The 23,414-nt window shown below is 52.3% G+C and carries 15 protein-coding genes, 3 tRNA genes and 3 rRNA genes; 14 read left to right on the forward strand and 7 right to left on the reverse strand.

Going from position 1 to position 23,414, the window contains the following annotated elements; all coding sequences use genetic code 11:
• Positions 1 to 10: 10 nt before the first annotated feature.
• Both ACSHSR_RS08615 and ACSHSR_RS08620 read right to left on the reverse strand, forming a co-directional pair.
• Positions 11 to 1,012, reverse strand: a complete 1,002-nt coding sequence (locus ACSHSR_RS08615; RefSeq protein WP_479631414.1) for a 4-hydroxyproline epimerase — start codon at positions 1,010 to 1,012, stop codon at positions 11 to 13.
• A gap of 26 nt (positions 1,013 to 1,038) precedes the next feature.
• Positions 1,039 to 1,953, reverse strand: a complete 915-nt coding sequence (locus ACSHSR_RS08620) for a dihydrodipicolinate synthase family protein (RefSeq protein ID WP_208161120.1) — start codon at positions 1,951 to 1,953, stop codon at positions 1,039 to 1,041.
• A gap of 187 nt (positions 1,954 to 2,140) precedes the next feature.
• Here ACSHSR_RS08620 and ACSHSR_RS08625 point away from each other — a divergent pair, with 187 nt between their 5' ends.
• Positions 2,141 to 3,412 carry an NAD(P)/FAD-dependent oxidoreductase gene (locus ACSHSR_RS08625; RefSeq protein ID WP_144158416.1) on the forward strand — a complete coding sequence of 424 codons (1,272 nt, stop codon included), beginning with the start codon at positions 2,141 to 2,143 and terminating at the stop codon, positions 3,410 to 3,412.
• Between the two features lie 80 nt (positions 3,413 to 3,492).
• Here the strand turns inward: ACSHSR_RS08625 and ACSHSR_RS08630 are convergent, their stop codons facing one another.
• Positions 3,493 to 5,820 (reverse strand): OmcA/MtrC family decaheme c-type cytochrome, encoded by a 2,328-nt coding sequence (locus tag ACSHSR_RS08630; protein WP_479631415.1) that lies wholly within the window; start codon positions 5,818 to 5,820, stop codon positions 3,493 to 3,495.
• Between the two features lie 340 nt (positions 5,821 to 6,160).
• Between ACSHSR_RS08630 and ACSHSR_RS08635 the strand changes: the two genes are divergently transcribed.
• From ACSHSR_RS08635 to corA, 12 genes are all read left to right on the forward strand, one after another.
• Positions 6,161 to 6,805, forward strand: coding sequence for a 4Fe-4S dicluster domain-containing protein (locus ACSHSR_RS08635; protein ID WP_025011103.1), 645 nt, complete (start codon positions 6,161 to 6,163; stop codon positions 6,803 to 6,805).
• A gap of 14 nt (positions 6,806 to 6,819) precedes the next feature.
• Entirely contained in the window at positions 6,820 to 8,943 is a 2,124-nt protein-coding gene (locus ACSHSR_RS08640) for an aldehyde ferredoxin oxidoreductase (RefSeq protein WP_479631416.1), read from the forward strand.
• Between the two features lie 3 nt (positions 8,944 to 8,946).
• Positions 8,947 to 9,471, forward strand: coding sequence for a hypothetical protein (locus ACSHSR_RS08645; protein ID WP_123116475.1), 525 nt, complete (start codon positions 8,947 to 8,949; stop codon positions 9,469 to 9,471).
• A 201-nt stretch (positions 9,472 to 9,672) separates the two neighbouring features.
• Positions 9,673 to 10,227 (forward strand): D-glycero-beta-D-manno-heptose 1,7-bisphosphate 7-phosphatase, encoded by a 555-nt coding sequence (gene gmhB, locus ACSHSR_RS08650; RefSeq protein ID WP_479631417.1) that lies wholly within the window; start codon positions 9,673 to 9,675, stop codon positions 10,225 to 10,227.
• A gap of 327 nt (positions 10,228 to 10,554) precedes the next feature.
• A 16S ribosomal RNA gene (locus ACSHSR_RS08655) occupies positions 10,555 to 12,099 on the forward strand.
• A gap of 65 nt (positions 12,100 to 12,164) precedes the next feature.
• A tRNA-Ile gene (locus tag ACSHSR_RS08660) sits at positions 12,165 to 12,241 on the forward strand.
• 197 nt (positions 12,242 to 12,438) lie between these two features.
• Positions 12,439 to 12,514, forward strand: a tRNA-Ala gene (locus ACSHSR_RS08665).
• 492 nt (positions 12,515 to 13,006) lie between these two features.
• Positions 13,007 to 16,003, forward strand: a 23S ribosomal RNA gene (locus ACSHSR_RS08670).
• Positions 16,004 to 16,093: 90 nt separating this feature from the next.
• Positions 16,094 to 16,169, forward strand: a tRNA-Val gene (locus ACSHSR_RS08675).
• A gap of 166 nt (positions 16,170 to 16,335) precedes the next feature.
• A 5S ribosomal RNA gene (gene rrf / locus ACSHSR_RS08680) occupies positions 16,336 to 16,451 on the forward strand.
• The 16S, 23S and 5S rRNA genes sit together here with 3 tRNA genes alongside, the layout of an rRNA operon.
• Positions 16,452 to 17,313: 862 nt before the next feature.
• Positions 17,314 to 17,679 (forward strand): hypothetical protein, encoded by a 366-nt coding sequence (locus ACSHSR_RS08685; RefSeq protein ID WP_025889694.1) that lies wholly within the window; start codon positions 17,314 to 17,316, stop codon positions 17,677 to 17,679.
• A gap of 99 nt (positions 17,680 to 17,778) precedes the next feature.
• Positions 17,779 to 18,726: a magnesium/cobalt transporter CorA gene (corA, locus tag ACSHSR_RS08690; protein WP_479631418.1), complete on the forward strand. Its 948-nt coding sequence runs from the start codon at positions 17,779 to 17,781 to the stop codon at positions 18,724 to 18,726.
• Between the two features lie 25 nt (positions 18,727 to 18,751).
• Here the strand turns inward: corA and ACSHSR_RS08695 are convergent, their stop codons facing one another.
• Together ACSHSR_RS08695 and ACSHSR_RS08700 are read right to left on the reverse strand one after the other, a co-directional pair.
• Positions 18,752 to 19,063, reverse strand: a complete 312-nt coding sequence (locus ACSHSR_RS08695) for a DUF3135 domain-containing protein (RefSeq protein ID WP_025011469.1) — start codon at positions 19,061 to 19,063, stop codon at positions 18,752 to 18,754.
• Between the two features lie 124 nt (positions 19,064 to 19,187).
• Complete coding sequence (locus tag ACSHSR_RS08700) at positions 19,188 to 20,447, reverse strand: cyclic di-GMP phosphodiesterase (RefSeq protein WP_025011468.1); 1,260 nt, start codon at positions 20,445 to 20,447, stop codon at positions 19,188 to 19,190.
• Between the two features lie 114 nt (positions 20,448 to 20,561).
• Between ACSHSR_RS08700 and ACSHSR_RS08705 the strand changes: the two genes are divergently transcribed.
• Positions 20,562 to 21,260, forward strand: coding sequence for a 2OG-Fe(II) oxygenase (locus ACSHSR_RS08705; RefSeq protein ID WP_025011467.1), 699 nt, complete (start codon positions 20,562 to 20,564; stop codon positions 21,258 to 21,260).
• Positions 21,261 to 21,263: 3 nt separating this feature from the next.
• Here ACSHSR_RS08705 and ACSHSR_RS08710 read toward each other — a convergent pair whose 3' ends face one another.
• Positions 21,264 to 22,613 (reverse strand): ATP-binding protein, encoded by a 1,350-nt coding sequence (locus ACSHSR_RS08710; protein WP_418069384.1) that lies wholly within the window; start codon positions 22,611 to 22,613, stop codon positions 21,264 to 21,266.
• Positions 22,604 to 23,278 carry a response regulator gene (locus tag ACSHSR_RS08715; protein ID WP_025011466.1) on the reverse strand — a complete coding sequence of 225 codons (675 nt, stop codon included), beginning with the start codon at positions 23,276 to 23,278 and terminating at the stop codon, positions 22,604 to 22,606. Before ACSHSR_RS08715 ends, ACSHSR_RS08710 begins: the two co-directional genes overlap by 10 nt.
• Positions 23,279 to 23,414 lie beyond the last annotated feature (136 nt).

Raw genomic sequence — 23,414 nt, forward strand, 5'->3', positions numbered from 1 at the left:
TGATGACAGCTCACAGCACCTGGAATCCATAGGCGTAAGGATCCTCATCATCAACCAGGATACTGTTGTGCCCGGTGACTCTGGCCCAGCCTTGAATACTGGGCAAAATAGCCTCGAACTGGCCGACGCGAGTGGTGCCTTCGATACGGCCGATAAACTGGCTGCCAATGATGGATTCATGGGTGTAACTGTCTCTCGCGTTGAGCAGGCCTTTGGCGTGCAGCTGCGCCATCCTGGCACTGGTACCTGTGCCACAGGGCGATCTGTCTATCGCCTTGTCACCGTAAAACACCGCATTGGCGCCATTGGATTCCGGGCTCAGACAATCGCCTGTCCACAGTACATGACTGATGCCCTGAACTGTGGCGTCATTCGGGTGAACACATTCGAGCTGCGCCCTGGCCGCTTCCCGTACCAGTGGGCTCCAGCGCAGAATATCGGCGGCGCTCCATTGCCTGAGTCCGGGAAAGTTTTCTTGCGGATCCACTATTACGTAAAAGTTGCCGCCGTAGGCCACATCTACCTTGAGGCAGCCAAGGCCGGGTACGTCGATGACTTTATCCGCATGGGCGAGATAAGCGGCAACGTTGTAGAGCTTCACCCAGTCGACTTTGGCGCCACTGCGTTGATACTCGATGCGTATTTGGCCTGCGGGCACATCGAGCAGCAGTTCACCTTCCCGGCGCGGTGTCAACAAGCCGGCTTCCAGTGCGGCGGTGACTGTGCCTATGGTGCCATGGCCGCACATGGGCAGGCAGCCACTGGTTTCGATAAAGAGAATAGAGCCGTCGGCATCGGCCGAGCAGGGCGGGTAGAGAAAAGCACCGGACATCATGTCATGGCCTCTGGGTTCGAACATCAACGCCTGACGGATCCAGTCAAACTGCGAGAGAAAATGCTGGCGTTTTTCGCTCATGGTCTGGCCCTTAAGTTCAGGATGGCCACTGGTTACCAGGCGTACCGGGTTGCCACAGGTGTGGGCATCGATACAGAAAAAAGTCCCTTTGAGCATAAGTTCTCCTTGGTGCCGCTCTTGGCTCAGTCCAGATTGTACTTGTCGAGGTCTATGCGCGTTGTCAGTGCCTGCTCAAGCAGTTGCTGTACATAGGCGCGATCTTCGCCTTCCAGAGGCAATCTTGGCATGCGTACATGTTCACTGCCGCGTCCCACCAGTTCTTCAGCCAGCTTGATGCACTGTACCAGAGTCGGGATGGTGTCCAGTCTCAGCAGCGGCATAAACCAGCGATACAGCTCTCTGGCTTCCTGCAGTCGGCCGGCGCGGGCCAGGCGGTATAAGGTAACAGACTCTCTCGGGAAGACATTTGTCAGGCCGGATATCCAGCCATCGGCTCCCAGAAGCAGTGACTCGAGGGCAATATCATCGACACCGCAAAAGACGATGAAACGGTCGCCGAAGCGGCTCTGCAGTTCGGTCAGACGGCGGGTGTCTGTAGTCGATTCCTTAATGGCGACTATGTTGGGCTCTTTGGAGAGTTCGGCGGTCATTTCCAAATTGATGTCCACTCCATAGCTCACCGGGTTGTTGTAGATCATGATGGGCAGGGGGGTTGCGCGGGCAACGTGGCGGTAATGCGCCAGCACTTCTCTGTCTGTGCCGCGATAAACCACGGCGGGCAATAACATCAGGCCATCGACACCAAGAGCGGCTACATCTTTGGCGTATTCGGCAGCTTGCTCGGCACTGTGCTCGGTGCAGCCGGAGATCACCGGAATTCGCCCGGCGACGGTTTCGACTGTATGTTTGATAAAGGCGCGCTTCTCGGCCGCGCTCAGAGAGGCGTTCTCGCCCACAGTGCCCAGCGCTATGATGCCGTCAATACCGTCGTGGATCAGGGCTTCCAGCATACGGCGATTGGAGTCAAAGTTGATTGAGCCATCGGCATTGAATTGGGTTGAAATTGCAGGATACACCCCTTGCCAGTTTGGTTTCATGGTACAGACCTCTTGTTGATTTAGTTGTTGTTCTTTATCCCTTGCGGGCTAACAGCTGTGGATATTGTCAGAGATAAAGTATATTGTATACAAAAATATTTAACTAAACACAATCAGTGATCGTGGTGCTTGGGAAAAGCGTTTCGTTATTTAAGGCTTTTGGCTGCCCGGCGCAGGGAGAAAACAGATGAACAGCAAACAAGATGGCACAGTGTCCTCAAAGGGAGAACTGACGGTTTTAGGGGGCGGCATAGTCGGGCTTTGCTGCGCCATAGCCGCGCAAAAGCAGGGATTCAAGGTGAGCCTGTTGGATAAAGATGAGCCGGGGCGAGGGGCCTCTTTCGGTAATGCCGGACATTTTGCCACCGAGCAGATGTTTCCGCTGGCGTCTTTCTCTCTTGTGCCTCGGCTCCCTGGAATGTTGCTGGACCCGCAAGGCCCGTTTCGGATCCGTCCCGGGTATTTTTTCAAAGCCTTGCCTTGGTTTTGCCGCTTTATGGCCAATATGTTGCCCGCCAAGCGACGTAAAAATGGTGCGGCGATCGCGGCTTTGAACCGTGAAGCCATAGGCGCCATGCGTCGGTTGCTGGCACAAGCCGAGGCCAGCGAGTTGATGTGTGAAAACGGCAGCCTGCTGTTGTTCGAGCGGGATGAAAAAGCTGCCCGGCAGGAGTTTGAGGCCTATACCAAGGCCGGTGTGGCGGTGAAGCTATTGAGTGGTGATGAAGTCAGGCGGCTTGAGCCTTCGCTGTCCGGCAATATCAAGGCTGCACTGTTTTTCACTGAGGTGGCGCATACGCCATCACCTTTTGAACTCTGCAAGCGTTTGGAGTTGCACTTCAAGGCACTCGGTGGGCAGGTGCTGCGCGCCGAGATCGATAAATTGCAGCCGGACAAGCAAGGTGTCCGCCTCGGTGACAGTCAGGGGCAATCCTGGCACTGCGACAGACTATTGCTCTGCTGCGGCGCCTGGTCCAAACCCCTGGCGCAGCAATTGGGCCATGAGGTGCCGCTGGATACCGAACGCGGCTACCACCTGATGATGCCGCAAGTCAGCGGTTTGTCTCGCCCTGTGGCGTCGTTCGAGCGTAAGTTTATCATTACCCCAATGCGCGGCGGTACCCGTTTGGCCGGCACTGTGGAGTTCGGCGGGCTCAAGGCGCCCATGGATCCCTCCAGGGCCGATTGTTTGCTGCCCCATGCCCAGGCGCTGCTGCCAAAGGTATTTTCCTCTGCCAGTGCCGAACAAGGTGAGCGCTGGATGGGGTTCAGACCCTCTTTGCCGGATAGTTTGCCGATACTGGGAGCGAGCTTGAAGCAGAAGGGCGTTTGGTTTGCCTTTGGTCATCAACATCTTGGGCTGACCTGGGCGGCGATAACGGCAGAGTTGCTGGCCAGCGAGTTTGATGGTGACGAGCCGGCGTTATCACTGCATCCTTACCGGATTGACAGGTTTTGAGCCCGGGAGCCTGTTCACATTCAAATGCAAAATAGAAAAACGGCGCCGAGGCGCCGTTTTTGCCAATGGGAGCGAGTGGGTCAGTCTTTGAGGCCGTGCATCATGTCGACGCCGGTATTACGTCCCTCGGCGTGACAAACGGCGCAGCTCTCGCTGCCACTCTGATAGACAGGGCCGCCGCTGGCATCTTTGCGGAAAACACCGCCGAAGGCTTCGGCATGGCTGGCCCATTTTTCCACTTGGATATGACAGCCGCCACAGGCTGCAACCGTGGGAGAATACTCGGCGATTTGGCCTTTCTCGGTTGCGCCGGGAGTGGCAACCAACACGGAGGCACTCTGACTCAGGCCATCCAGCGTAAGCTGGCCCTTGATATGGCAGGCGCGGCAATCACTGGCTGGTTTCGGATAGGTGGCCGCCTCTCTGTCGGCGCCCATTCCGGCCACAGTGCGGGTACCACTGTGCAGCGAATGCACCATTTCCCTGTAGTTCAGACTGTTGTTCAGGGTACGGATCGCTTTTATTTGATCCATGCCAGGAGTGTGTTTCAGTCCGGCATTCAGGTACATGTTAGTGCCATTGTTGTGGCAGTCGTTGCAGCTCTTGTCGGTCAGGGCCGTAGCTCCTTGAGGCGCATGACAACTGCCGCAGCTGTCATTGCCCGGCTGGAAGCGGCTCGCCAGAGTATGAGCGCTGACAACCCGCTGCTGCATGTCGCTGTCATGACAGCGCCGACAGGCAGCCTCATCGGCAAGGGCTTTATTACTCGCCGCAGAGCCTGTGAGTGACAAGGGGTTATCGGCAATCACCTCGATGCGGGTAGCGCTTGTATCACAAGCCACAGCAAAGCCTGTCGCGGGATCGGCGCAGACAAGCAGTTTGGCTTGCACCCGAGTCTTGTCCGGCTCACCAAAGTCCGCTGCCTGAAGCGGGCCTATGGCAGCACTGAGGCTGTGTCCCTGCATGGCCAGGCTGACATCGGCCCCAGGGTTGGCCAAATTCCAAATTTTGCGCTGACCGTTGTTGAGCGGGCGATTGGCAGGTTCGGGATCGCCACTGACCGTTAACCACAATGACTCTATGGCCGGATCGTCTGCAGGCAGGCGGCCTTGGCTGCGAAAATCCAGGCTGATACTCAGCTTGTCGCCATCAATAGCGGCGGAGGAAAGCGCAAAGGCATACTCCTGTTTGATGAGTTTGCTTGTCCTTTCAAGGCTCAGGTGGATTTTACCCGCGCCCTCTGGGTTGCTGGCATCCGGATGGCAGCCTGAGCAGCTTTGTTGCCAGCCTCTGGGGAAGAGTTCTCTATCGTGGAATAAAGCACTGGCGCTGCCATTCCAGCCCTCGGGGGCATCCTTACTGTGGCAGCTCAGGCAGCTGTTATTGCCGGGAATAAAGTATTGGTTGGCCTGCGGCGCCGCATCGGGAATATGACAGCTGTTACAATCCTTGATATCACCAGGATAGTGCAATTGGCTGTAGTCATATTCATGGCCCTGATAGCCAACGACCTTGTACTCGCCTTGGTGAATTTTGTGAGTCAGGGTCGCCATATCAAGCGCCGAGCCGGTTTCTGGGTCGCCCGAGTAACTGGTGTGACACATGACGCAGCCTTCAAAGGCAAAACGCTTGCTGCCGTGCATCAACAAACGCGCCTCACTGTTATCCCTGTCACTGCCGTGGCAGCGATAGCAGGCCTGCTGCTGATCTATCAATACCCGGCTGTCTTCGGTAGCGGCGGCTTGGCCGGTTGCCGGAATAAAGTCATAGACACTGTTGATCAGCATGCTGCTCAGTGAGCTGTCTGCAGCGGGCTTGAGTTCCAGATAGACCCTGTGAGTCTTGTCACTCTCGTAATGGGTATCGAGCCCTTCAAAGCTTGGGTATTGATTGAGCGTCTTGCTGAATTGATAGCGGTAACGCCCCTGGCCCAGGCTCTGTAGGCAGTCGAGTTTGCAGTCACTCTCAATCCCGGCTTGCCACTGCGCTGCGGCCTGGGCTGTGGCACCTGTACCCGGCTCAACCAGTTTATTGATATAGCTTATCCATTGGGGAGCGCGGCTTATCTCATAGCGCCCCTCTACTGGTCTTGTATCGCCGTACATGGGTTGAGCACTGCCCAGCTTGGCTATGCCCATGGCCAAGGCTGATACCTGCTCCAGTTGTTCCAGTCCGGTCACTGCAACGCCGTTGGCGTCGCTTAAGAAAAAGTCGACCGAAACCCGGGTTTGCTCATCTATGGTTACGGCTTCGATATTGGCCTGCAGTGATTTGGCTTTGGCAATATTGATCCCCACTTCTCCCGGAGGACCCACCTGGCCGTCATCGCCATCGGAACATGCAGCCAATAAGCAAACCACCAGTGGGGATAGTTTCCACCAGGCGTTTTTAGGCTTGAATTTCATCATTTCCCATTCCTTTATGTTTTAGATTCTGTCGGGATGTCTAATTAGGAATGTATGCAGGCCTTAATCTATTTAATTTTAATAATTTATCTGTGACCATCGTCAATTTGTTCCAGCTATAACTGATAAGCGTAGGTTTGGTCTAAGTTGTTTTTTCTGATTTTTGAAAGAGTGAAAAATTAATATTTGATTTGAGTTTTAGTTAATGAGTTTGGTCTGTTAGCCTGTGAGTAAATGTGACTCAGATTGGGAAAAAATGTCTGGATTTAATTAGCATGAATTGTCGGGTATTTGGTGTATGCATATTTAAATAATATTTCTTAAACTAATTAAGGAACGCAATATGATTACCAGACGAGGAATGCTGAAAGGGAGTATGGGAGCAGCCGTAGGCACTGTCTATGGTGGAACGCTCATCAGCTTTCTTACCGGTTGTGGCAGTGACAATGACAGCGATGAAAAGGTTGAGGTGTTACCCGGTGGCTTGATGGTGGTTAATCCGGTTATCTGCGTCAGTTGCCGTCGCTGTGAAATCGCCTGTGGCTGGAACCATGAAGGCGATTGCAGCCCAACCCTGGCAAGGGTCAAAGTCGAACACAACATGAACTATGGGCCTCATGGTGTGCAGTTTAATTACACAGAGCAGCGGGGGGAATGCGGCGATCGCACTGTGGTTCCTGCCACCTGTCGTCATTGTGAAGTTTGTACACAGGTATGTCCGCAGCAGGCCATTTCAACTCATCCGGAAACCGGCGCTAAAGTGATAGATGAAAAGCGCTGCGTTGGCTGTGGTTATTGCGCCGATAAATGTCCACAACAAGTGATTAAAGTCGTACGCAGCAAAATGAAAGCCGTGAAATGCGACCTGTGTCAGGGCGAGCCGGCCTGTGCCCAGGTTTGTCCGACAGGTGCGATTAAATTTTATACCTGGGAACAGGCGGAAGCCGCGCTCGAACAATATGAAAAATATACTGGCCTGATCGGTTAATGAGGTAATTAAAAATGACAGATAAACTTGGCGGATGGGCTGGTAAAGTATTAAGGGTTAATTTAACAACCGGCAATATTACGACAGAATCAACAAATAAATATCATGACTATATAGGTGGTATGGGGATAGGCTACAAGATCCTTTGGGATGGCCATAAAGATAATATCAAGGCCACAGATCCTGAAAATATTATTGTATTCTCCGCCGGCCCGCTAACCGGTTCTGGGGTGATCTGTACGGGTCGTACCACTATAACTTCCCGCAGCCCGGTGATTAAAGATCATCTGATCTCCGATGGGCATTTCGGTGGTCACTTTTCTCCGGCAATGAAATATGCCGGATTTGATGCCATCGCCATTGAAGGCCGCGCCGCCGCACCGGTATGGCTCAGGGTTGAAGACGGTAAAGTCACGCTGGAATCGGCTGCCGCGCTCTGGGGCAAGGGGATTTTTGATACCCACGCCATGATAGCTGAAATGATGGCCCCCAATGCCCAGGTGGCTGCCATAGGCCAGGCGGGGGAGAATCAGGTGCCGCTGTCAGTGATTATGACTCAAGGTGGACACTCAGCCGGAGGCCATGGCGCCGTGCTCGGGTCAAAAAACTTCAAAGGGATAGGCATCATAGGTACAGGGGCCGTGGCCATTGCCGCCGATAATGCCAACATGCGTCGGCTCGATGACCATATTCTGGGGATTATAGGCGCCAATAACCAAGGGGTTGTGCCTTCTACTCCGCAGTCCTGGGCCGAATATTCCAATGGTATCAGCCGCTGGAAGGCGCGTCCCGGGCTCAAATGGGGGCAGTCGGATCAGCAGATTGAGCTGGGCGAGGTACCCTGGAATGAACGTAACAAGGTAGGCTTCCGTACCTCAATGGCCGAGATGTACTTCGGTGAAGAGTACGCCAACAAGTGGATGAAGCGCACCGGTGGTTGTCATGCCTGCCCCATTCGCTGCTTCTGTGAGCTCAAGGTGCCTGAGCTGAAACAGAAATATGGTCGCAAGAGCGAGCATATCTCCAACGTCTGTATGGGATTCCTGGCGCCTCAGTATCTGATGGATACCAAGAAGGGCTCGGAAGAGCACGCTATGACAGGTGCTCTGGGTGGCAACCTGATCGACGATTACGGCATCTGGTGTAACTACGGCCTGATTTCGCACCTGTTCAAGTACCTCAAAAAACACGATATGTTCCAATATCTGTTGCCTAAAGAGGAGTTTGACAGCATCCCTTGGGATCTGTGGGACAACAAAGATCCGGCGTTCCTTATCGATTTTTACCGCCGTATCGCCTATCGCGAAGGGGAAATTGCCCATATGGCCGATGGCATGTCGGATCTGATTGATCGCTGGAAACTGGATGGGCGTAACCCGGATCTCGGTTATTGGGATATTCACAAAGAATCCTCGGTGAAAATTTTCAATAAGAAGACCAACGCCGCCGTGCACCATGCCAGCGAGACCGCAGGGCAGGTGGGTACCCTGATCAACATGGTGTTCAACCGCGATGCCCAGTGTCACTCCCATATCAATATTGTTAACTGCGGCTTGCCTCAGGACATGATAGAAACCATAGCCGCCGAATTCTGGGGCGAAGGGGCCTTCGATAAGGTGAAATGGTATACCCCAATCAACCCGGCTAAGGTTAAGTTCGCCAAGTGGTCTTTGGTAAAAAACGTGCTGCACGATTCATTGACTCTCTGTAACTGGATGTTCCCCTTGCTGGCTTCGCCGGACAAGAATCGCAACTACCGCGGAGACAGCACCATAGAATCGCAGATGTTCTCTCTGGTCACAGGCAAGGAAGTGACTGAGACTGAGCTCGACTTTATGGCCGAGCGGGTACTGCATCTGCACCGAGCGCTGACCATCATTCAAATGAATGAGATGAATATGCGCAATGAGCACGATGTGCTTTGCGACTGGGTTTACGACCTGGATCCCGACAAAGCCTTTGGCGATGAAGGCACCATCAAGATGGACAGGGACGATATTCAAAAGGCGTTGGATATGTTCTATGACGATTTTGGTTGGGACAGGCAAACCGGGGCACCGCTGAGGTCAACTCTGGAAAAATTCGGCCTGGGTTACGCCGCCGATGCGCTGGAGGCCCGTGGCTTGTTGCCGGGATAAGCCATGCTGGAACTGGTGGACTTTATCCGGTTGTTCAGCCAACACGGACGCCTGGTTTCCCTGCCGCAGCTGTTGGCTGTGGCGGGGGATGACTCAGAGAATACTGTGGATGCGGTGCAAGAATATATCCGTTTGATCCTGGCGCCTGAACACAGGGATCTGAAGATGCGCATATCTGAGGATGAGCACTTCTTCTATTCAGACCGTTACATGGTAGACAGCTATGCCAACCGTTGGTTGGCACTGCAACGCGGGGAGGTTGCCGCGACTCTGGCGCAGCAGATACGCGAAGCCAGTTGTCGCCATACCGCGGTGCTTGAGGCTTCAGTTTTGGGGTTTCCCCCCTACAACCTGGATGCCGAAGCGCAGCAGGCGCTGCGACAACAGTTGCTGGCGATGCCGGAATATGACGACATACGTTATGACACCGGCCGCGATGGCAAGGGGTATTACTTTTCTACCGATGGCCTGAGTCCTGAATATGCCAGAGTGCTTGCAGACTACGACCCGTTTGAATGGTCATGCTGAGCCCGGAAGTCTGATGTCTCCCTGCGGGCGTGCTCCCGAACATCAGGCACCCGGGGTCAGCGCCCATCTCCCACCCCGGGCCTGAATGCCCGGGTTTTTCTTATCCTATGTCCTGAAGCCCACGACATAAGTTTGTTACCACAGTGCATTTTGCCCCAATGAGTGGAATAATATCGCTATTCGCTTTCTGGGAGGCAAACAGTGAACCGAGCGGTTTTTTTGGATAGAGATGGTGTAATCAATGTCGATCACGGCTATGTGCACCAAATAGATGATTTTGAATATATCGAAGGCGTCTTCGATGCTTGTCTGGCGTTGAAACGACAAGGCTATAAGCTGGTGGTGGTGACCAATCAGTCGGGGATTGCCCGTGGGCTCTACACTGAAGAGCAGTTTGCCAGCCTGACCGAATGGATGGATTGGAACTTTGCCGACAAGGGCGTGGATCTCGATGGTATCTATTACTGCCCGCACCATCCGGAGAAGGGCATAGGTGAATACAAGCAGGATTGTGACTGCCGTAAACCCAAGGCCGGAATGATCAATAGTGCTGCCAGTTTTCTTAAGCTGGATCTTGCTGCCAGTGTAATGGTCGGTGACAAGGCCGATGATATGCGCGCCGCCAAAGCGGCGGGGATCCGGGTGCGGATCCTGGTCAGAAGTGGCAAAGAGGTGACTCAGGAAGCCATGGATGAGGCGAGCGTAGTACTGGATAGCATTGCCGATGTCCCCCAATATTTGGCATCACAGGCCTGAGTTGGTCGATTACCAAGCGTCTTGGCGCAATAGTGAACACTTGAAGGCTTTGGTAAGAAAAATCGCCTTTTGGGGGTTGCGCAAAAATTCAGGCTCCCTATAATGCGCAACCACTGACCCGCGACAGGGTCTGGAAGTCAAAGATTCAAGCATCGAATGCTTTAAGTTGAAATGCTTGGCTGGCTTCTTTTGCTCTTTAACAATCTATCAAGCAATCTGTGTGGACACTCACAGGCATTGAGAAATCGACAAAACGATTTAACTCGATGAAGAGTGTTCATACGAACAGAATTCATTGAGTCGATTCTTCGGAATCAACCAAAACTTTAATTGAAGAGTTTGATCATGGCTCAGATTGAACGCTGGCGGCAGGCCTAACACATGCAAGTCGAGCGGTAACATTTCAAAAGCTTGCTTTTGAAGATGACGAGCGGCGGACGGGTGAGTAATGCCTGGGAATTTGCCCATTTGTGGGGGATAACAGTTGGAAACGACTGCTAATACCGCATACGCCCTACGGGGGAAAGCAGGGGACCTTCGGGCCTTGCGCTGATGGATAAGCCCAGGTGGGATTAGCTAGTAGGTGAGGTAAAGGCTCACCTAGGCGACGATCCCTAGCTGGTCTGAGAGGATGATCAGCCACACTGGGACTGAGACACGGCCCAGACTCCTACGGGAGGCAGCAGTGGGGAATATTGCACAATGGGGGAAACCCTGATGCAGCCATGCCGCGTGTGTGAAGAAGGCCTTCGGGTTGTAAAGCACTTTCAGCGAGGAGGAAAGGGTGTAAGTTAATACCTTACATCTGTGACGTTACTCGCAGAAGAAGCACCGGCTAACTCCGTGCCAGCAGCCGCGGTAATACGGAGGGTGCGAGCGTTAATCGGAATTACTGGGCGTAAAGCGTGCGCAGGCGGTTTGTTAAGCGAGATGTGAAAGCCCCGGGCTCAACCTGGGAACCGCATTTCGAACTGGCAAACTAGAGTCTTGTAGAGGGGGGTAGAATTCCAGGTGTAGCGGTGAAATGCGTAGAGATCTGGAGGAATACCGGTGGCGAAGGCGGCCCCCTGGACAAAGACTGACGCTCAGGCACGAAAGCGTGGGGAGCAAACAGGATTAGATACCCTGGTAGTCCACGCCGTAAACGATGTCTACTCGGAGTTTGGTGTCTTGAACACTGGGCTCTCAAGCTAACGCATTAAGTAGACCGCCTGGGGAGTACGGCCGCAAGGTTAAAACTCAAATGAATTGACGGGGGCCCGCACAAGCGGTGGAGCATGTGGTTTAATTCGATGCAACGCGAAGAACCTTACCTACTCTTGACATCCACAGAATCTGGTAGAGATACCTCAGTGCCTTCGGGAACTGTGAGACAGGTGCTGCATGGCTGTCGTCAGCTCGTGTTGTGAAATGTTGGGTTAAGTCCCGCAACGAGCGCAACCCCTATCCTTACTTGCCAGCGGGTAATGCCGGGAACTTTAGGGAGACTGCCGGTGATAAACCGGAGGAAGGTGGGGACGACGTCAAGTCATCATGGCCCTTACGAGTAGGGCTACACACGTGCTACAATGGTCAGTACAGAGGGTTGCGAAGCCGCGAGGTGGAGCTAATCCCATAAAGCTGGTCGTAGTCCGGATTGGAGTCTGCAACTCGACTCCATGAAGTCGGAATCGCTAGTAATCGTGGATCAGAATGCCACGGTGAATACGTTCCCGGGCCTTGTACACACCGCCCGTCACACCATGGGAGTGGGCTGCACCAGAAGTAGATAGCTTAACCTTCGGGAGGGCGTTTACCACGGTGTGGTTCATGACTGGGGTGAAGTCGTAACAAGGTAGCCCTAGGGGAACCTGGGGCTGGATCACCTCCTTACCTAAGCGATAATTGGTGCTTTTGAGTGTTCACACAGATTGCTTGATAAAAGAAGTAGAGCATGGGGGTCTGTAGCTCAGGTGGTTAGAGCGTTCGCCTGATAAGCGAGAGGTCGGTAGTTCGAGTCTACTCAGACCCACCAATTCTTCCGCTATTCTGCGTTAAACAGGTCGTCGTTTACTCCAGTAAACTTCCTCCCTGTTTGCCTTGACTAGTGTCGAAAAAAATGAACAGGTCAATGTTCAAGACTGTTTGCGAGAGATTTTTATTGAGTTCGAGGCAGCCGAGCGAAGAGGCGAAGGCTAACAACGAAATCGGTAAAAAGAACCGCAAAGAAACGGGGCTATAGCTCAGCTGGGAGAGCGCCTGCCTTGCACGCAGGAGGTCTGCGGTTCGATCCCGCATAGCTCCACCACTTCCCTTGGAAGTGCTGGAACCGTCACTCTACAAAGGACGAGAGACGCCAAAGATAAGTCAGTATTTATCTTTGGCTTTTTTAAGCCCGGTCGAAATTGTTCCATACAATTTTCGACACTCCCTCCTTCCATGGAGGTTGCTCTTTAACAATTTGGAAAGCTGATAGTAGACATCAAGACGACTCTTAGGAGTTGGAATTGATGAATACAAAATTGAGTTCTCAAACACTTCAATCAAGTGTTTTGGAAATTCTTCAAGGCGAGTCCACTTCCTTAACCCGGAGGTGAGACAAGTAAACCTAAGCTGGTTGCAATACAATCCGTGTTTTCCGCTATGTTGCCGATAAGGCAGCGAAGTCAGGCGACATGGTGTCTAAGCGGTGATTTGAGTGAGGAAGGAGTGTAGCAGCGCTACATAACTGACGAATGAAAAGCACAATAACGACAACATGAGTACTGACAAGCGAGATGAAAACTCATCCGGGTTGTATGGTTAAGCGACCAAGCGTATACGGTGGATGCCTTGGCAGTCAGAGGCGATGAAGGACGTAGTAACTTGCGAAAAGCGTTGGTGAGCTAGTAACAAGCATTTGAGCCAGCGATGTCCGAATGGGGAAACCCGGCAGCATAAGCTGTCATCACTAAGTGAATACATAGCTTAGTGAGGCGAACGAGGGGAACTGAAACATCTAAGTACCCTTAGGAAAAGAAATCAACCGAGATTCCCCAAGTAGCGGCGAGCGAACGGGGATTAGCCCTTAAGTCTTTGGGGTGTTAGTGGAATGTGTTGGAAAGCACAGCGGCACAGGGTGATAGCCCCGTACACGTAAACTAACCAGAGATGAAATCGAGTAAGGCGGCACACGTGATATGTTGTCTGAATATGGGGGGACCATCCTCCAAGGCTAAATACTCCTGACTGACCGATAGTGAACCAGTACCGTGAGGGAAAGGCGAAAAGAACCCCTGTGAGGGGAGTGAAATAGAACCTGAAACCGTATACGTACAAGCAGTGGAAGCGGTTCTTGAGACCGTGACTGCGTACCTTTTGTATAATGGGTCAGCGACTTACATTTAGTAGCGAGGTTAAGCGAATAGCGGAGCCGTAGGGAAACCGAGTGTTAACTGCGCGTTGAGTTGCTAGGTGTAGACCCGAAACCCGGTGATCTAGCCATGGGCAGGTTGAAGGTTGAGTAACATCAACTGGAGGACCGAACCGACTAATGTTGAAAAATTAGCGGATGACTTGTGGCTGGGGGTGAAAGGCCAATCAAACCGGGAGATATCTGGTTCTCCTCGAAAGCTATTTAGGTAGCGCCTCGGACGAACACCTTTGGGGGTAGAGCACTGTTAAGGCTAGGGGGTCATCCCGACTTACCAACCCTTTGCAAACTCCGAATACCAAAGAGTGCTATCCGGGAGACAGACGGCGGGTGCTAACGTCCGTCGTCAAAAGGGAAACAACCCAGACCGTCAGCTAAGGTCCCAAAGTAATTGCTAAGTGGGAAACGATGTGGGAAGGCTTAGACAGCTAGGATGTTGGCTTAGAAGCAGCCATCATTTAAAGAAAGCGTAATAGCTCACTAGTCGAGTCGGCCTGCGCGGAAGATGTAACGGGGCTAAGCAATTCACCGAAGCTACGGGTATCAGCGCATCACCTGATGCGATTTGCTGGCGTGATTCACTTTGTGAATGACGCCCAAGCACCCAACACGTTGAGTCGAAAGATGCAACGGGGTGTTTAAGTCGTATGAGGGATGCGCTGATGCGGTAGAGGAGCGTTCTGTAAGCCGTTGAAGGCGAAGGGGTAACCCACGCTGGAGGTATCAGAAGTGCGAATGCTGACATGAGTAACGATAAAGGGGGTGAAAAACCCCCTCGCCGAAAGACCAAGGGTTCCTGTCCAACGTTAATCGGGGCAGGGTGAGTCGACCCCTAAGGCGAGGCTGAAAGGCGTAGTCGATGGGAAACGGGTTAATATTCCCGTACTTCTGCTAACTGCGATGGAGAGACGGAGAAGGCTAGGCCGGCGCGGCGTTGGTAGTCCGCGTTTAAGGTAGTAGGTGGTGTGCTTAGGCAAATCCGGGCACACATACACTGAGAGCTGACGACGAGTCCCTAAGGGGATGAAGTGGTTGATGCCATGCTTCCAGGAAAATCTTCTAAGCTTCAGGTTAGCAGGAATCGTACCCCAAACCGACACAGGTGGTCGGGTAGAGAATACCAAGGCGCTTGAGAGAACTCGGCTGAAGGAACTAGGCAAAATGGTACCGTAACTTCGGGAGAAGGTACGCTCCTGTTGGTGATGAGACTTGCTCTCTGAGCTGACGGGAGTCGCAGATACCAGGTGGCTGCAACTGTTTATCAAAAACACAGCACTGTGCAAAATCGCAAGATGACGTATACGGTGTGACGCCTGCCCGGTGCCGGAAGGTTAATTGATTGGGTTATCTTCGGAGAAGCTCATGATCGAAGCCCCGGTAAACGGCGGCCGTAACTATAACGGTCCTAAGGTAGCGAAATTCCTTGTCGGGTAAGTTCCGACCTGCACGAATGGCGTAATGATGGCCACGCTGTCTCCAGCCGAGACTCAGTGAAGTTGAAATTGCGGTGAAGATGCCGTATACCCGCGGCTAGACGGAAAGACCCCGTGAACCTTTACTATAGCTTGGCACTGAACATTGACCCTACATGTGTAGGATAGGTGGGAGACTATGAAGATGAGACGCCAGTCTTGTTGGAGTCAACCTTGAAATACCACCCTTGTAGTGTTGATGTTCTAACCTGGGCCCCTAATCGGGGTTAGGGACAGTGCCTGGTGGGTAGTTTGACTGGGGCGGTCTCCTCCCAAAGAGTAACGGAGGAGCACGAAGGTTGGCTAAGTACGGTCGGACATCGTACGGTTAGTGTAATGGCATAAGCCAGCTTAACTGCGAGACAGACACGTCGAGCAGGTGCGAAAGCAGGTCATAGTGATCCGGTGGTTCTGAATGGAAGGGCCATCGCTCAACGGATAAAAGGTACTCCGGGGATAACAGGCTGATACCGCCCAAGAGTTCATATCGACGGCGGTGTTTGGCACCTCGATGTCGGCTCATCACATCCTGGGGCTGAAGTCGGTCCCAAGGGTATGGCTGTTCGCCATTTAAAGTGGTACGCGAGCTGGGTTCAGAACGTCGTGAGACAGTTCGGTCCCTATCTGCCGTGGGCGTTGGATGATTGAGGGGAGCTGCTCCTAGTACGAGAGGACCGGAGTGGACGAACCGCTGGTGTTCGGGTTGTCATGCCAATGGCATTGCCCGGTAGCTACGTTCGGAATCGATAACCGCTGAAAGCATCTAAGCGGGAAGCGAGCCCCAAGATGAGTCATCCCTAGGGCCTGGAGCCCTCTGAAGAGCCGTTCGAGACCAGGACGTTGATAGGCAGGGTGTGTAAGCGTTGCGAGGCGTTGAGCTAACCTGTACTAATGACTCGAGAGGCTTAACCATACAACCCAGATGGGTTTTACGGACTTGAAGAAGTCGATACTTGATTGAAGTTTGAACTCAGGCTCTGAAAAGAGCACAGCCAAGAATACCGGTCGCTTAGCTCAGCCGGGAGAGCACCTCCCTTACAAGGAGGGGGTCACTGGTTCGATCCCAGTAGCGACCACCATATTTCAAAGCAACAGCTTTCTGAATTGAAGAACAAAGGTTAATGACGCAGGTAATTGTTTGGCTGACAAAGCCGTGACGAGCGAGCCGCGCAGTGTACTGAAGTACATGAGCAGCGTAGCGAGGAAACAATACCGTCAGACGGAGAATTAACCAGTAAGAATATGTCTGGTGACAATAGCATTGTGGTCCCACCTGATCCCATCCCGAACTCAGAAGTGAAACGCAATCGCGCCGATGGTAGTGTGGGGTCTCCCCATGTGAGAGTAGGTCATCGCCAGACGCCCCTTTGGTTTTCACTTTTTACTCTTTATCAAAGAAATGAGTGAAGACAAAACAGTAACGATAAATCCCCAGCACTCTGTGTTGGGGATTTTTCGTTTTAATAGCATTTTGATATGTCCACTCTCACATGGGGAAGATACAGAGTCCGAACGCAGTGAGGCACAATCCCATGTGGAGTAGGGTGAGGTTGTCGTGTTTATCAAACTCAGTTTGATGCGACAGACGAACGCGGAGAGCTTGCTCGAAGCTGGCCATCGCCAGACGCCCAATTTTATTTTCACTTTTTAAAAAAGTGGAGACAAAACAGTAACAAAAAAGCCCTAGCATTTAGCTAGGGCTTTTTGGTTTGTCTCGCTTCCAGCGAGCACGACTTAACATGCAGCCCAAAGCTGCTGGCGCAGTGTGTGCCCCTCAGCTCGCAGCCAAGCTGCTTCGCGCTACAGCCATCCATCAAGCTGTGCTTGATGAGCAGATGTCTTTCGCCCCCATGTGAGATGGTGCTGTGGAGATATTGAGAATGGCTCGACTGGTTTGTCTGGTCAGGTTTATCCAATCTCTGGAGCACAAAGATTTCACCCAACCGGTATCCTCAATAAAGGTACTCGAGGCTTAAGTCGAGAAGGGTTTATCTCGCTTCCAGCGAGCATGACTTTCATGGCAGTCATATATTTCAGCTCGCCGTGGTGCAGTTTCATGTCACAAGCATTCATCAAAACCTGTTGTCATATGCTATCAATCCAAAGGCTTTAAGATGTTACTGGTGGCTTTATGATACAGCTAACTGTCATGGACAGGCTTTTCCTTTATAATTAACAATTTGATGCTTTCATATATTCTTGGTTAAGAATGAGGAGTCGAGCTTGCTGACCAAAATTCTGCTGACGGCCTTGGTATTGGTACTGGCGTGGACCATGCTCAAGCGAAGGGCAAGCCCTGAAGTGAGGCAGAAGGAGATTGCCGAGCCTTTGCCCCTGTTCAAACGCTTTCTGGTCCCGGGAGCCGTGGGCGTGACCTTGATACTGGCCTGCGGCTTTTTTGCCTGGCAGTGGTTTGATGGTTATCAGGTGGTTTCCGTGACCTTGGTTTCACCCAAGGAGGAGCGGCGGGAAGTTTATCAGGTGCGCAAGAAAGATATCTCAACTAATGAATTGGTTACCGTGGATGGACTTAGGATCCGCCTTTCCAGTGAGGAGCGTTTGATGATAGCCGAGAAAAGTGTTCCCTGACGCCATTGAGCACTTTCCATTAATGGCTTATCAGGTAAACTAGGCACATTTTTTTGCCGGGCATTTCTTTCTACGGCACGGCTATCTTCAGGAGGACCCATGATTACTGCATACACCTATCAGGATCAGCAGCTTAAAATTATTGAGCTGACAATAGAAGACGGTCTTCCGGAGCAAACTCTGTGGTTGGATCTCTACAAACCGGATAACGATGAACGGGATTGGTTGAGTCGTTACTCGGTGGAAGAGGTACCCGACGAGGAAGATATCAATGAGATTGAGGCCTCGGCACGTTTCTATCAAAACAAAGACGGCTTGCATATCAACTCTCTGTTTCCGCAGCGGGTTGGCCAGGATGTTCGTGGTGTCAACGTCTCATTCAACCTGCGTAGCCGTTTTTTGGTCACCATACGTGAAGAGGATGTCGGTCTTATTCGTTTGCTGCGTAACTATTTGCGCCTCGGACGCATCATGGTGGCCACGCCTCAAGCGCTGTTTATCGAGCTCTTTAATCTTAAGGTAGAGTACCTCTCTGACTTGATTGAAGATGTTTACACTGTGCTGGAAAACGTTGGTGAGCAGGTGTTTGAGAGTAATGAACTCGATGATGTGTTCAAGCTGATCACCTTGCAGGAAGACTCCAACGGCAAGATACGTTTGAGTCTACTCGATACCCAAAGGTCTCTGCGTTACATACAGAAGTATTACCGTAAAGAATTGGCCGAAGATGAGCTCAAGGAGATCCGCGAGATGTTGTCGGACATCGAATCTCTTATGCCTCACAGTCAGTTTATCTTCGACAAACTCAACTTCTTATTGGATGCTGCCATGGGTTTCAGTGGCTTGCAGCAAAACAAAATCATTAAAATCTTCTCGGTTGCGGCCGTGGTCTTTCTGCCGCCAACCCTGATTGCCAGTAGCTACGGGATGAACTTCAGAGAGATGCCTGAGCTTGAGTGGTACTTCGGTTACCCTATGGCGCTGGTGATGATGTTGGCCAGTGCGGCAGGCACTTACCTGTTTTTCCGCCGCAAAGGTTGGCTGTAACGTTGTAAGGGCTTTAGCACCTTGGTTACAGGGGCTTGCGCCTTAATGGTATCACCTGAGCCTTGTGATCTCTGTACTGGTCCGGGGCTTCCAACACGCTCGCCAACGCGGCGAACTTGTGGCGCATAATGCGGATGCTGACCAGGCATCTGTGATAGGGGTTATTGCAGCGTGCCAGACTCTGCTGCAGGTGGTGTTTAATGGTTCTGAGCTGGTCCTGGTTGGAGTCGGAACCATTGATCAACTCATCACTCAAACGCTCCTGTAGCTTGTCCAATTCTTCAGGCTGGTTTTGAGCCAGCCACATCAAGGTGTCAAAATCCGGTAGTTCTGTCATTGCCGGCCTCCGCCTGTGAGGGGTGAGCCTGGTTTCAGGCTACCCAAATCCAGGTTGCAACAACAAGATTAGTTCAGTCTAACTATGATGGCGATAATGACTTTGGTTATATAGGCCGAAGGGCTCAGCCTTTGCTTTCGCTGCCGAAGTAATAGCTGACCCGTTCTCTGGGATTGAGATACTTGAAGATTTTCTCCGGCAGGGCCGCCGGTGGCAGGCAGCGCACAATAGAAAGGCCTTCTGCTTCCAAGTCGATAATCGGTGCCTGATCTTTGGGCACCAGAGCGTCATATACCAGAATTCGTGGCAGCAGTAGCTTATCTAGGTTGACCGACATTACCAGCCCATATTGACCGGAAGAGAGTTCGACCACGCTGCCGGGAGGATAGACCCCGAGCATCTTGATCATCTTGCCGACATATTCCTGATTCAGCTTCCCCTTGGAGTATTTATACAGATAGCCCAGAGCAGCATAAGGCGTTTTGGCCTTGGATTGCACTCCAGGGTGACAAAGAGAGTCATATTGGTTTACCACAGCCACCAACTGGGCGGTCTGGCTCAGTTCATCGGCTTTCAGGCCTCTTGGGAAACCGCTGCCATCGAGCAGCTCATGGTGATTGGTGATAACGTCCCTGGCATTTTCCGGAAAATCGGCTGCCAGCTTGATGAACTCTGCGCCCATCAACGGGTGCTGATTCAGCAGGTTTTGTTCGGGTTTGTTCAGTGGCTCCTGCTTACGCAGTATCTGGCTTGGCAGTTTGAGCTTGCCTACGTCATGGAACAGTGAACCCAGGCCCACGGCCTCGATATCTTCTCTGGGCCATTGCAACTCTTTGGCTACCAACATGGCGAGAATGGCTACGTTGAGAGAGTGAAAATAGATGCCTTCGTCTTTATCCGAATCGGCCATCAAATGGAGGATAAGGTTGTCGGAGGATAACAGTTGCTCGGCTATGTCACGCACCAAGTCCTGCGCCTCGGTAACAGCATTCAGAGGCCGGCTGCGTAGTTTGTTGACCAGATTGCGCATTCTTGCCAGTGAACGGTCAAAATGTTCCTCTGTCTTATGCAGCTCACGGCGCATTTTCTTGAGGATCTCGATTCGCCTTTGCTTGTCGCTTTCCATCTGTTGTTGCAGAGAGTCGACTTCCTGTGGATTTTCCACCGGGGCAGGCTGCTGATCGGCCGGTAGCGGCGGGGTATCACTGCGATCCGGCACCACGAATACACTGTCTATGCCCAGCTTGCGGATAAGCTCGATTTGAGCCTGCTGTTTGATACGGAAGCTACTGAAAAGAAAAGGGTGATCTTTCCACGCCAGTGGAAGGCGGACGAAGTTGCCTACCTGCAGTTGTTGGACACTGACTCTACAGCTCTTGTTCATTCAAATCATCTTTTTTAAGCAATCGAATCATTTTAGCGCAAAGAGTACGCTTTACAATTAGTTAGCTCACATGTAAGCATGTTTGGATAAAAAATTAATCAAATTGAGATTTTTATGGACTTTATCGAAGTATATCCCAATGCCATTCCTGATGAGTTATGCGATCGTCTTATTGCCGCCTTTGATGCTCATCCGGGTGTTACTGAGGGCCGCACAGGCCATGGTGTCGACAAGGAAAAGAAAATCAGCCGCGATCTGACATTGGATCAGTATCCCGAGTTGCAGCCTCTGCGCAATGAGCTGCTGGGCCACACACTAAAGCATGCCGGGCGATACTTTGATAAGTATGCCATGGCGCTGATGGGAGCCGTTGCCGTGCAGGTGGCTGATGAGTCCGGCAATGCAGTAACCCTGACACCGGATAACTATGCTCGTCTGGGAGCCCCCCGAGCCGAGGCGCTGGTACAATACCTTTATCGTAGTGGTACCATCAATCTGCAAAGATATCAGCGCGATGTCGGTGGTTATCCTCATTGGCATTCTGAGCAGTTTCCCCAGGCCGGTCACAACGACGCCCTTCACAGAGTGGTGCTCTACATGTTCTATCTCAATGATGTGGCCGAAGGCGGGGAGACTGAATTCTTTTATCAGCAGCGCAAAATTGCGCCAAAGAAGGGCACCATGGTGATAGCCCCGGCGGGATTTACCCATAGTCATAGGGGGAATCGTCCCAAGAGTGATGACAAGTATATTGCCACCTCCTGGATCATGTTTAACCGCGCCGAGCAACTTTATGGGCCAACCCGGCGCTGAGGCTCACTGCATGGGAATTTGAATGCGGAAGCAGGCGCCTTCCAGAGCTGAATCCTCAATGCTGAGGGTGCCGCCGTAACTGCTGACGATTTCATTACATACCGCCAGACCAATTCCCTGTCCCGGTGATTGGGTATCGGCGCGCACGCCGCGCTGGATGATCTTCTGTTTAAGGCTCTCATCAACACCTGGGCCGTCATCTTCTACCAGTATCTGCAGTATGTTGCCTTGATAACCGGCACTGACGCGAACGGTTGAGATACACAGGCGGAACGCATTTTCCATCAGGTTGCCGAACAGCTCCATCAAGTCGCCCTGATTGCCGGGAAACTGCAGCTCTTCTTCTATTTCGGCGCTGAACTTCACCTGTTTGTCACGGTATACCTTAAACAGCATCTGTGCCAGTTGCTCCACCAGAGGGGCAATCGGAGTCTGTTCCTGCTTGAGGCCTTTGCGTCCCAGCATGGCGCGCTTGAGCTGATATCTCACCAGCTGATCCATCTGGCTCACCTGTTCCATGATTTTTTCGCTGCTGGCCTGTTTGTCCAGGCTGGCATCATCTGTGATGGCATGCACAGCGGCGAGACGAGTCTTGAGGCTGTGGGCCAGATCATTCATGGCATTTTGATAGCGCTGTTGCTGGGCGCTGGATTGCTGCAGCAGTTGGTTGAGCGCTTGGGTGACGCCTTCAAGCTCCACCGGATAACCGCCCGAGAGTGACTTGGACTTGCCGTTGATGATGGATCTCAGCTCATTTCGCATTTGTACCAGTGGTCGCATGCCCCAGTAAGCGGCGCTGATAAGCAGTACCAGTGCCAGTGCCAACACCAGCGCCAGGCGAATATAGGTGCGTTTGGCAAATTGGCTGTATTCCTGCTCCAGTTTGGCCGCATCCTTGAGCACCAACAGGTTGTAGTGAATACCGGCGATATCGACCGACAGCAGATAGGCAAAATAGGCGCGATTATCGGCCATGTTGAGGTAGTAGGGGGGCGCTTCGTTGCGGATTTCATTGAAACGTTCACAGGTATCGAACAGGCCTCTGTCCACCGCCAGCGACGAGGTCCATACCTGCTTGAACTTCTCATCACAGGAGGCGATGACATAGCGCTCCTGTTTGTTGTTCTCCTCAAGCCAGGAGCTGGTGTCCGGTATCAGGTCGTGCTCCCTGAGCTCGGCAGCCACCTGAGGGATTTCGGCTATCAGCTGCGCTGTCTCTTCGTTGTAGCTGTTTTGCGCATGCAATATGTTGACCATCCAGGCCAAGCCAAAACCGACCACGGCAATGATCGATAACGAAGTGAGAAACATCCGCGTCAGCAGGCGTTTCTTGGGTTTTATTCTCAATTGCATGGCAGGTTGAATTTGTACCCCTGGCCTCTGATGGTCACTATTGGATTTTCGATACCGTCACGGGTCAACTTCTTGCGCAGTCGGCTCACCATCACCTCAATGGTGTTGGGATCGCCTTCCTTGTCGCCGTAAATAACGTCCAGCAGGCGCTGTTTGGCGACCACTTCATGGTTGTGACGCATCAGGTACTCAAGAATTTGATATTCGAAGGCGGTAATTTCCATTGGTTCACCGTTCATGGTGACTTGCTTGGCGGCGAGGTCCAACGACAGGTCGCCGCTGTTGATCACCGGCTTGACGAAACCGGCACTGCGACGGACCAAGGCATCGAGACGGGCCACCAGTTCCTCTTTTTGAAAAGGTTTGACCAGGTAGTCATCGGCGCCGGCGTTGAGTCCCTCAACTTTGTCTTGCCAGTTGACCCGGGCAGTAAGGATCAGGATAGGGGCTTTGACATCTTCATCCCGCAGGCGTTGGATAAGCGCAATGCCGTCCTGATCCGGCAATCCCAAATCCACAATGGCGACATCAATGGGGTAGTTGGTCGCCTGAAAAAATCCCTCTTTGGCTGTTCCCGCCACCTGGACCTGATTTCCCAATTCTCCCAGTTGTACCTTGAGGTGATGGGAGAGTAAGGGATCGTCTTCAACAACCAAAATTCTCATATTCTTTACGCCTTTAACTGAAATCCAAACAGTGTACGCAGTTCCCTGGAACAGCTCAAGCCGAGGGGCTAAATCAAGGGCTTAGGCCAAAGACCCGGCTGGCTTAAACAGGGCTATACACTGGCTCGAGTGTATA

The organism is Shewanella sp. VK101 (assembly GCF_056497865.1).

What these genes read in the sequence shown, in the direction of transcription:
- ACSHSR_RS08625 (WP_144158416.1), top strand. Translation starts at nt 2,141, where the DNA reads ATGAACAGCAAACAAGATGGCACAGTGTCCTCAAAGGGAGAACTGACG.
- ACSHSR_RS08710 (WP_418069384.1), bottom strand. Translation starts at nt 22,613, where the DNA reads ATGCAATTGAGAATAAAACCCAAGAAACGCCTGCTGACGCGGATGTTT.
- ACSHSR_RS08635 (WP_025011103.1), top strand. Translation starts at nt 6,161, where the DNA reads ATGATTACCAGACGAGGAATGCTGAAAGGGAGTATGGGAGCAGCCGTA.
- ACSHSR_RS08695 (WP_025011469.1), bottom strand. Translation starts at nt 19,063, where the DNA reads ATGACAGAACTACCGGATTTTGACACCTTGATGTGGCTGGCTCAAAAC.
- ACSHSR_RS08645 (WP_123116475.1), top strand. Translation starts at nt 8,947, where the DNA reads ATGCTGGAACTGGTGGACTTTATCCGGTTGTTCAGCCAACACGGACGC.
- ACSHSR_RS08620 (WP_208161120.1), bottom strand. Translation starts at nt 1,953, where the DNA reads ATGAAACCAAACTGGCAAGGGGTGTATCCTGCAATTTCAACCCAATTC.
- ACSHSR_RS08615 (WP_479631414.1), bottom strand. Translation starts at nt 1,012, where the DNA reads ATGCTCAAAGGGACTTTTTTCTGTATCGATGCCCACACCTGTGGCAAC.
- ACSHSR_RS08640 (WP_479631416.1), top strand. Translation starts at nt 6,820, where the DNA reads ATGACAGATAAACTTGGCGGATGGGCTGGTAAAGTATTAAGGGTTAAT.
- ACSHSR_RS08705 (WP_025011467.1), top strand. Translation starts at nt 20,562, where the DNA reads ATGGACTTTATCGAAGTATATCCCAATGCCATTCCTGATGAGTTATGC.
- ACSHSR_RS08715 (WP_025011466.1), bottom strand. Translation starts at nt 23,278, where the DNA reads ATGAGAATTTTGGTTGTTGAAGACGATCCCTTACTCTCCCATCACCTC.
- corA (WP_479631418.1), top strand. Translation starts at nt 17,779, where the DNA reads ATGATTACTGCATACACCTATCAGGATCAGCAGCTTAAAATTATTGAG.
- ACSHSR_RS08630 (WP_479631415.1), bottom strand. Translation starts at nt 5,820, where the DNA reads ATGATGAAATTCAAGCCTAAAAACGCCTGGTGGAAACTATCCCCACTG.
- ACSHSR_RS08700 (WP_025011468.1), bottom strand. Translation starts at nt 20,447, where the DNA reads ATGAACAAGAGCTGTAGAGTCAGTGTCCAACAACTGCAGGTAGGCAAC.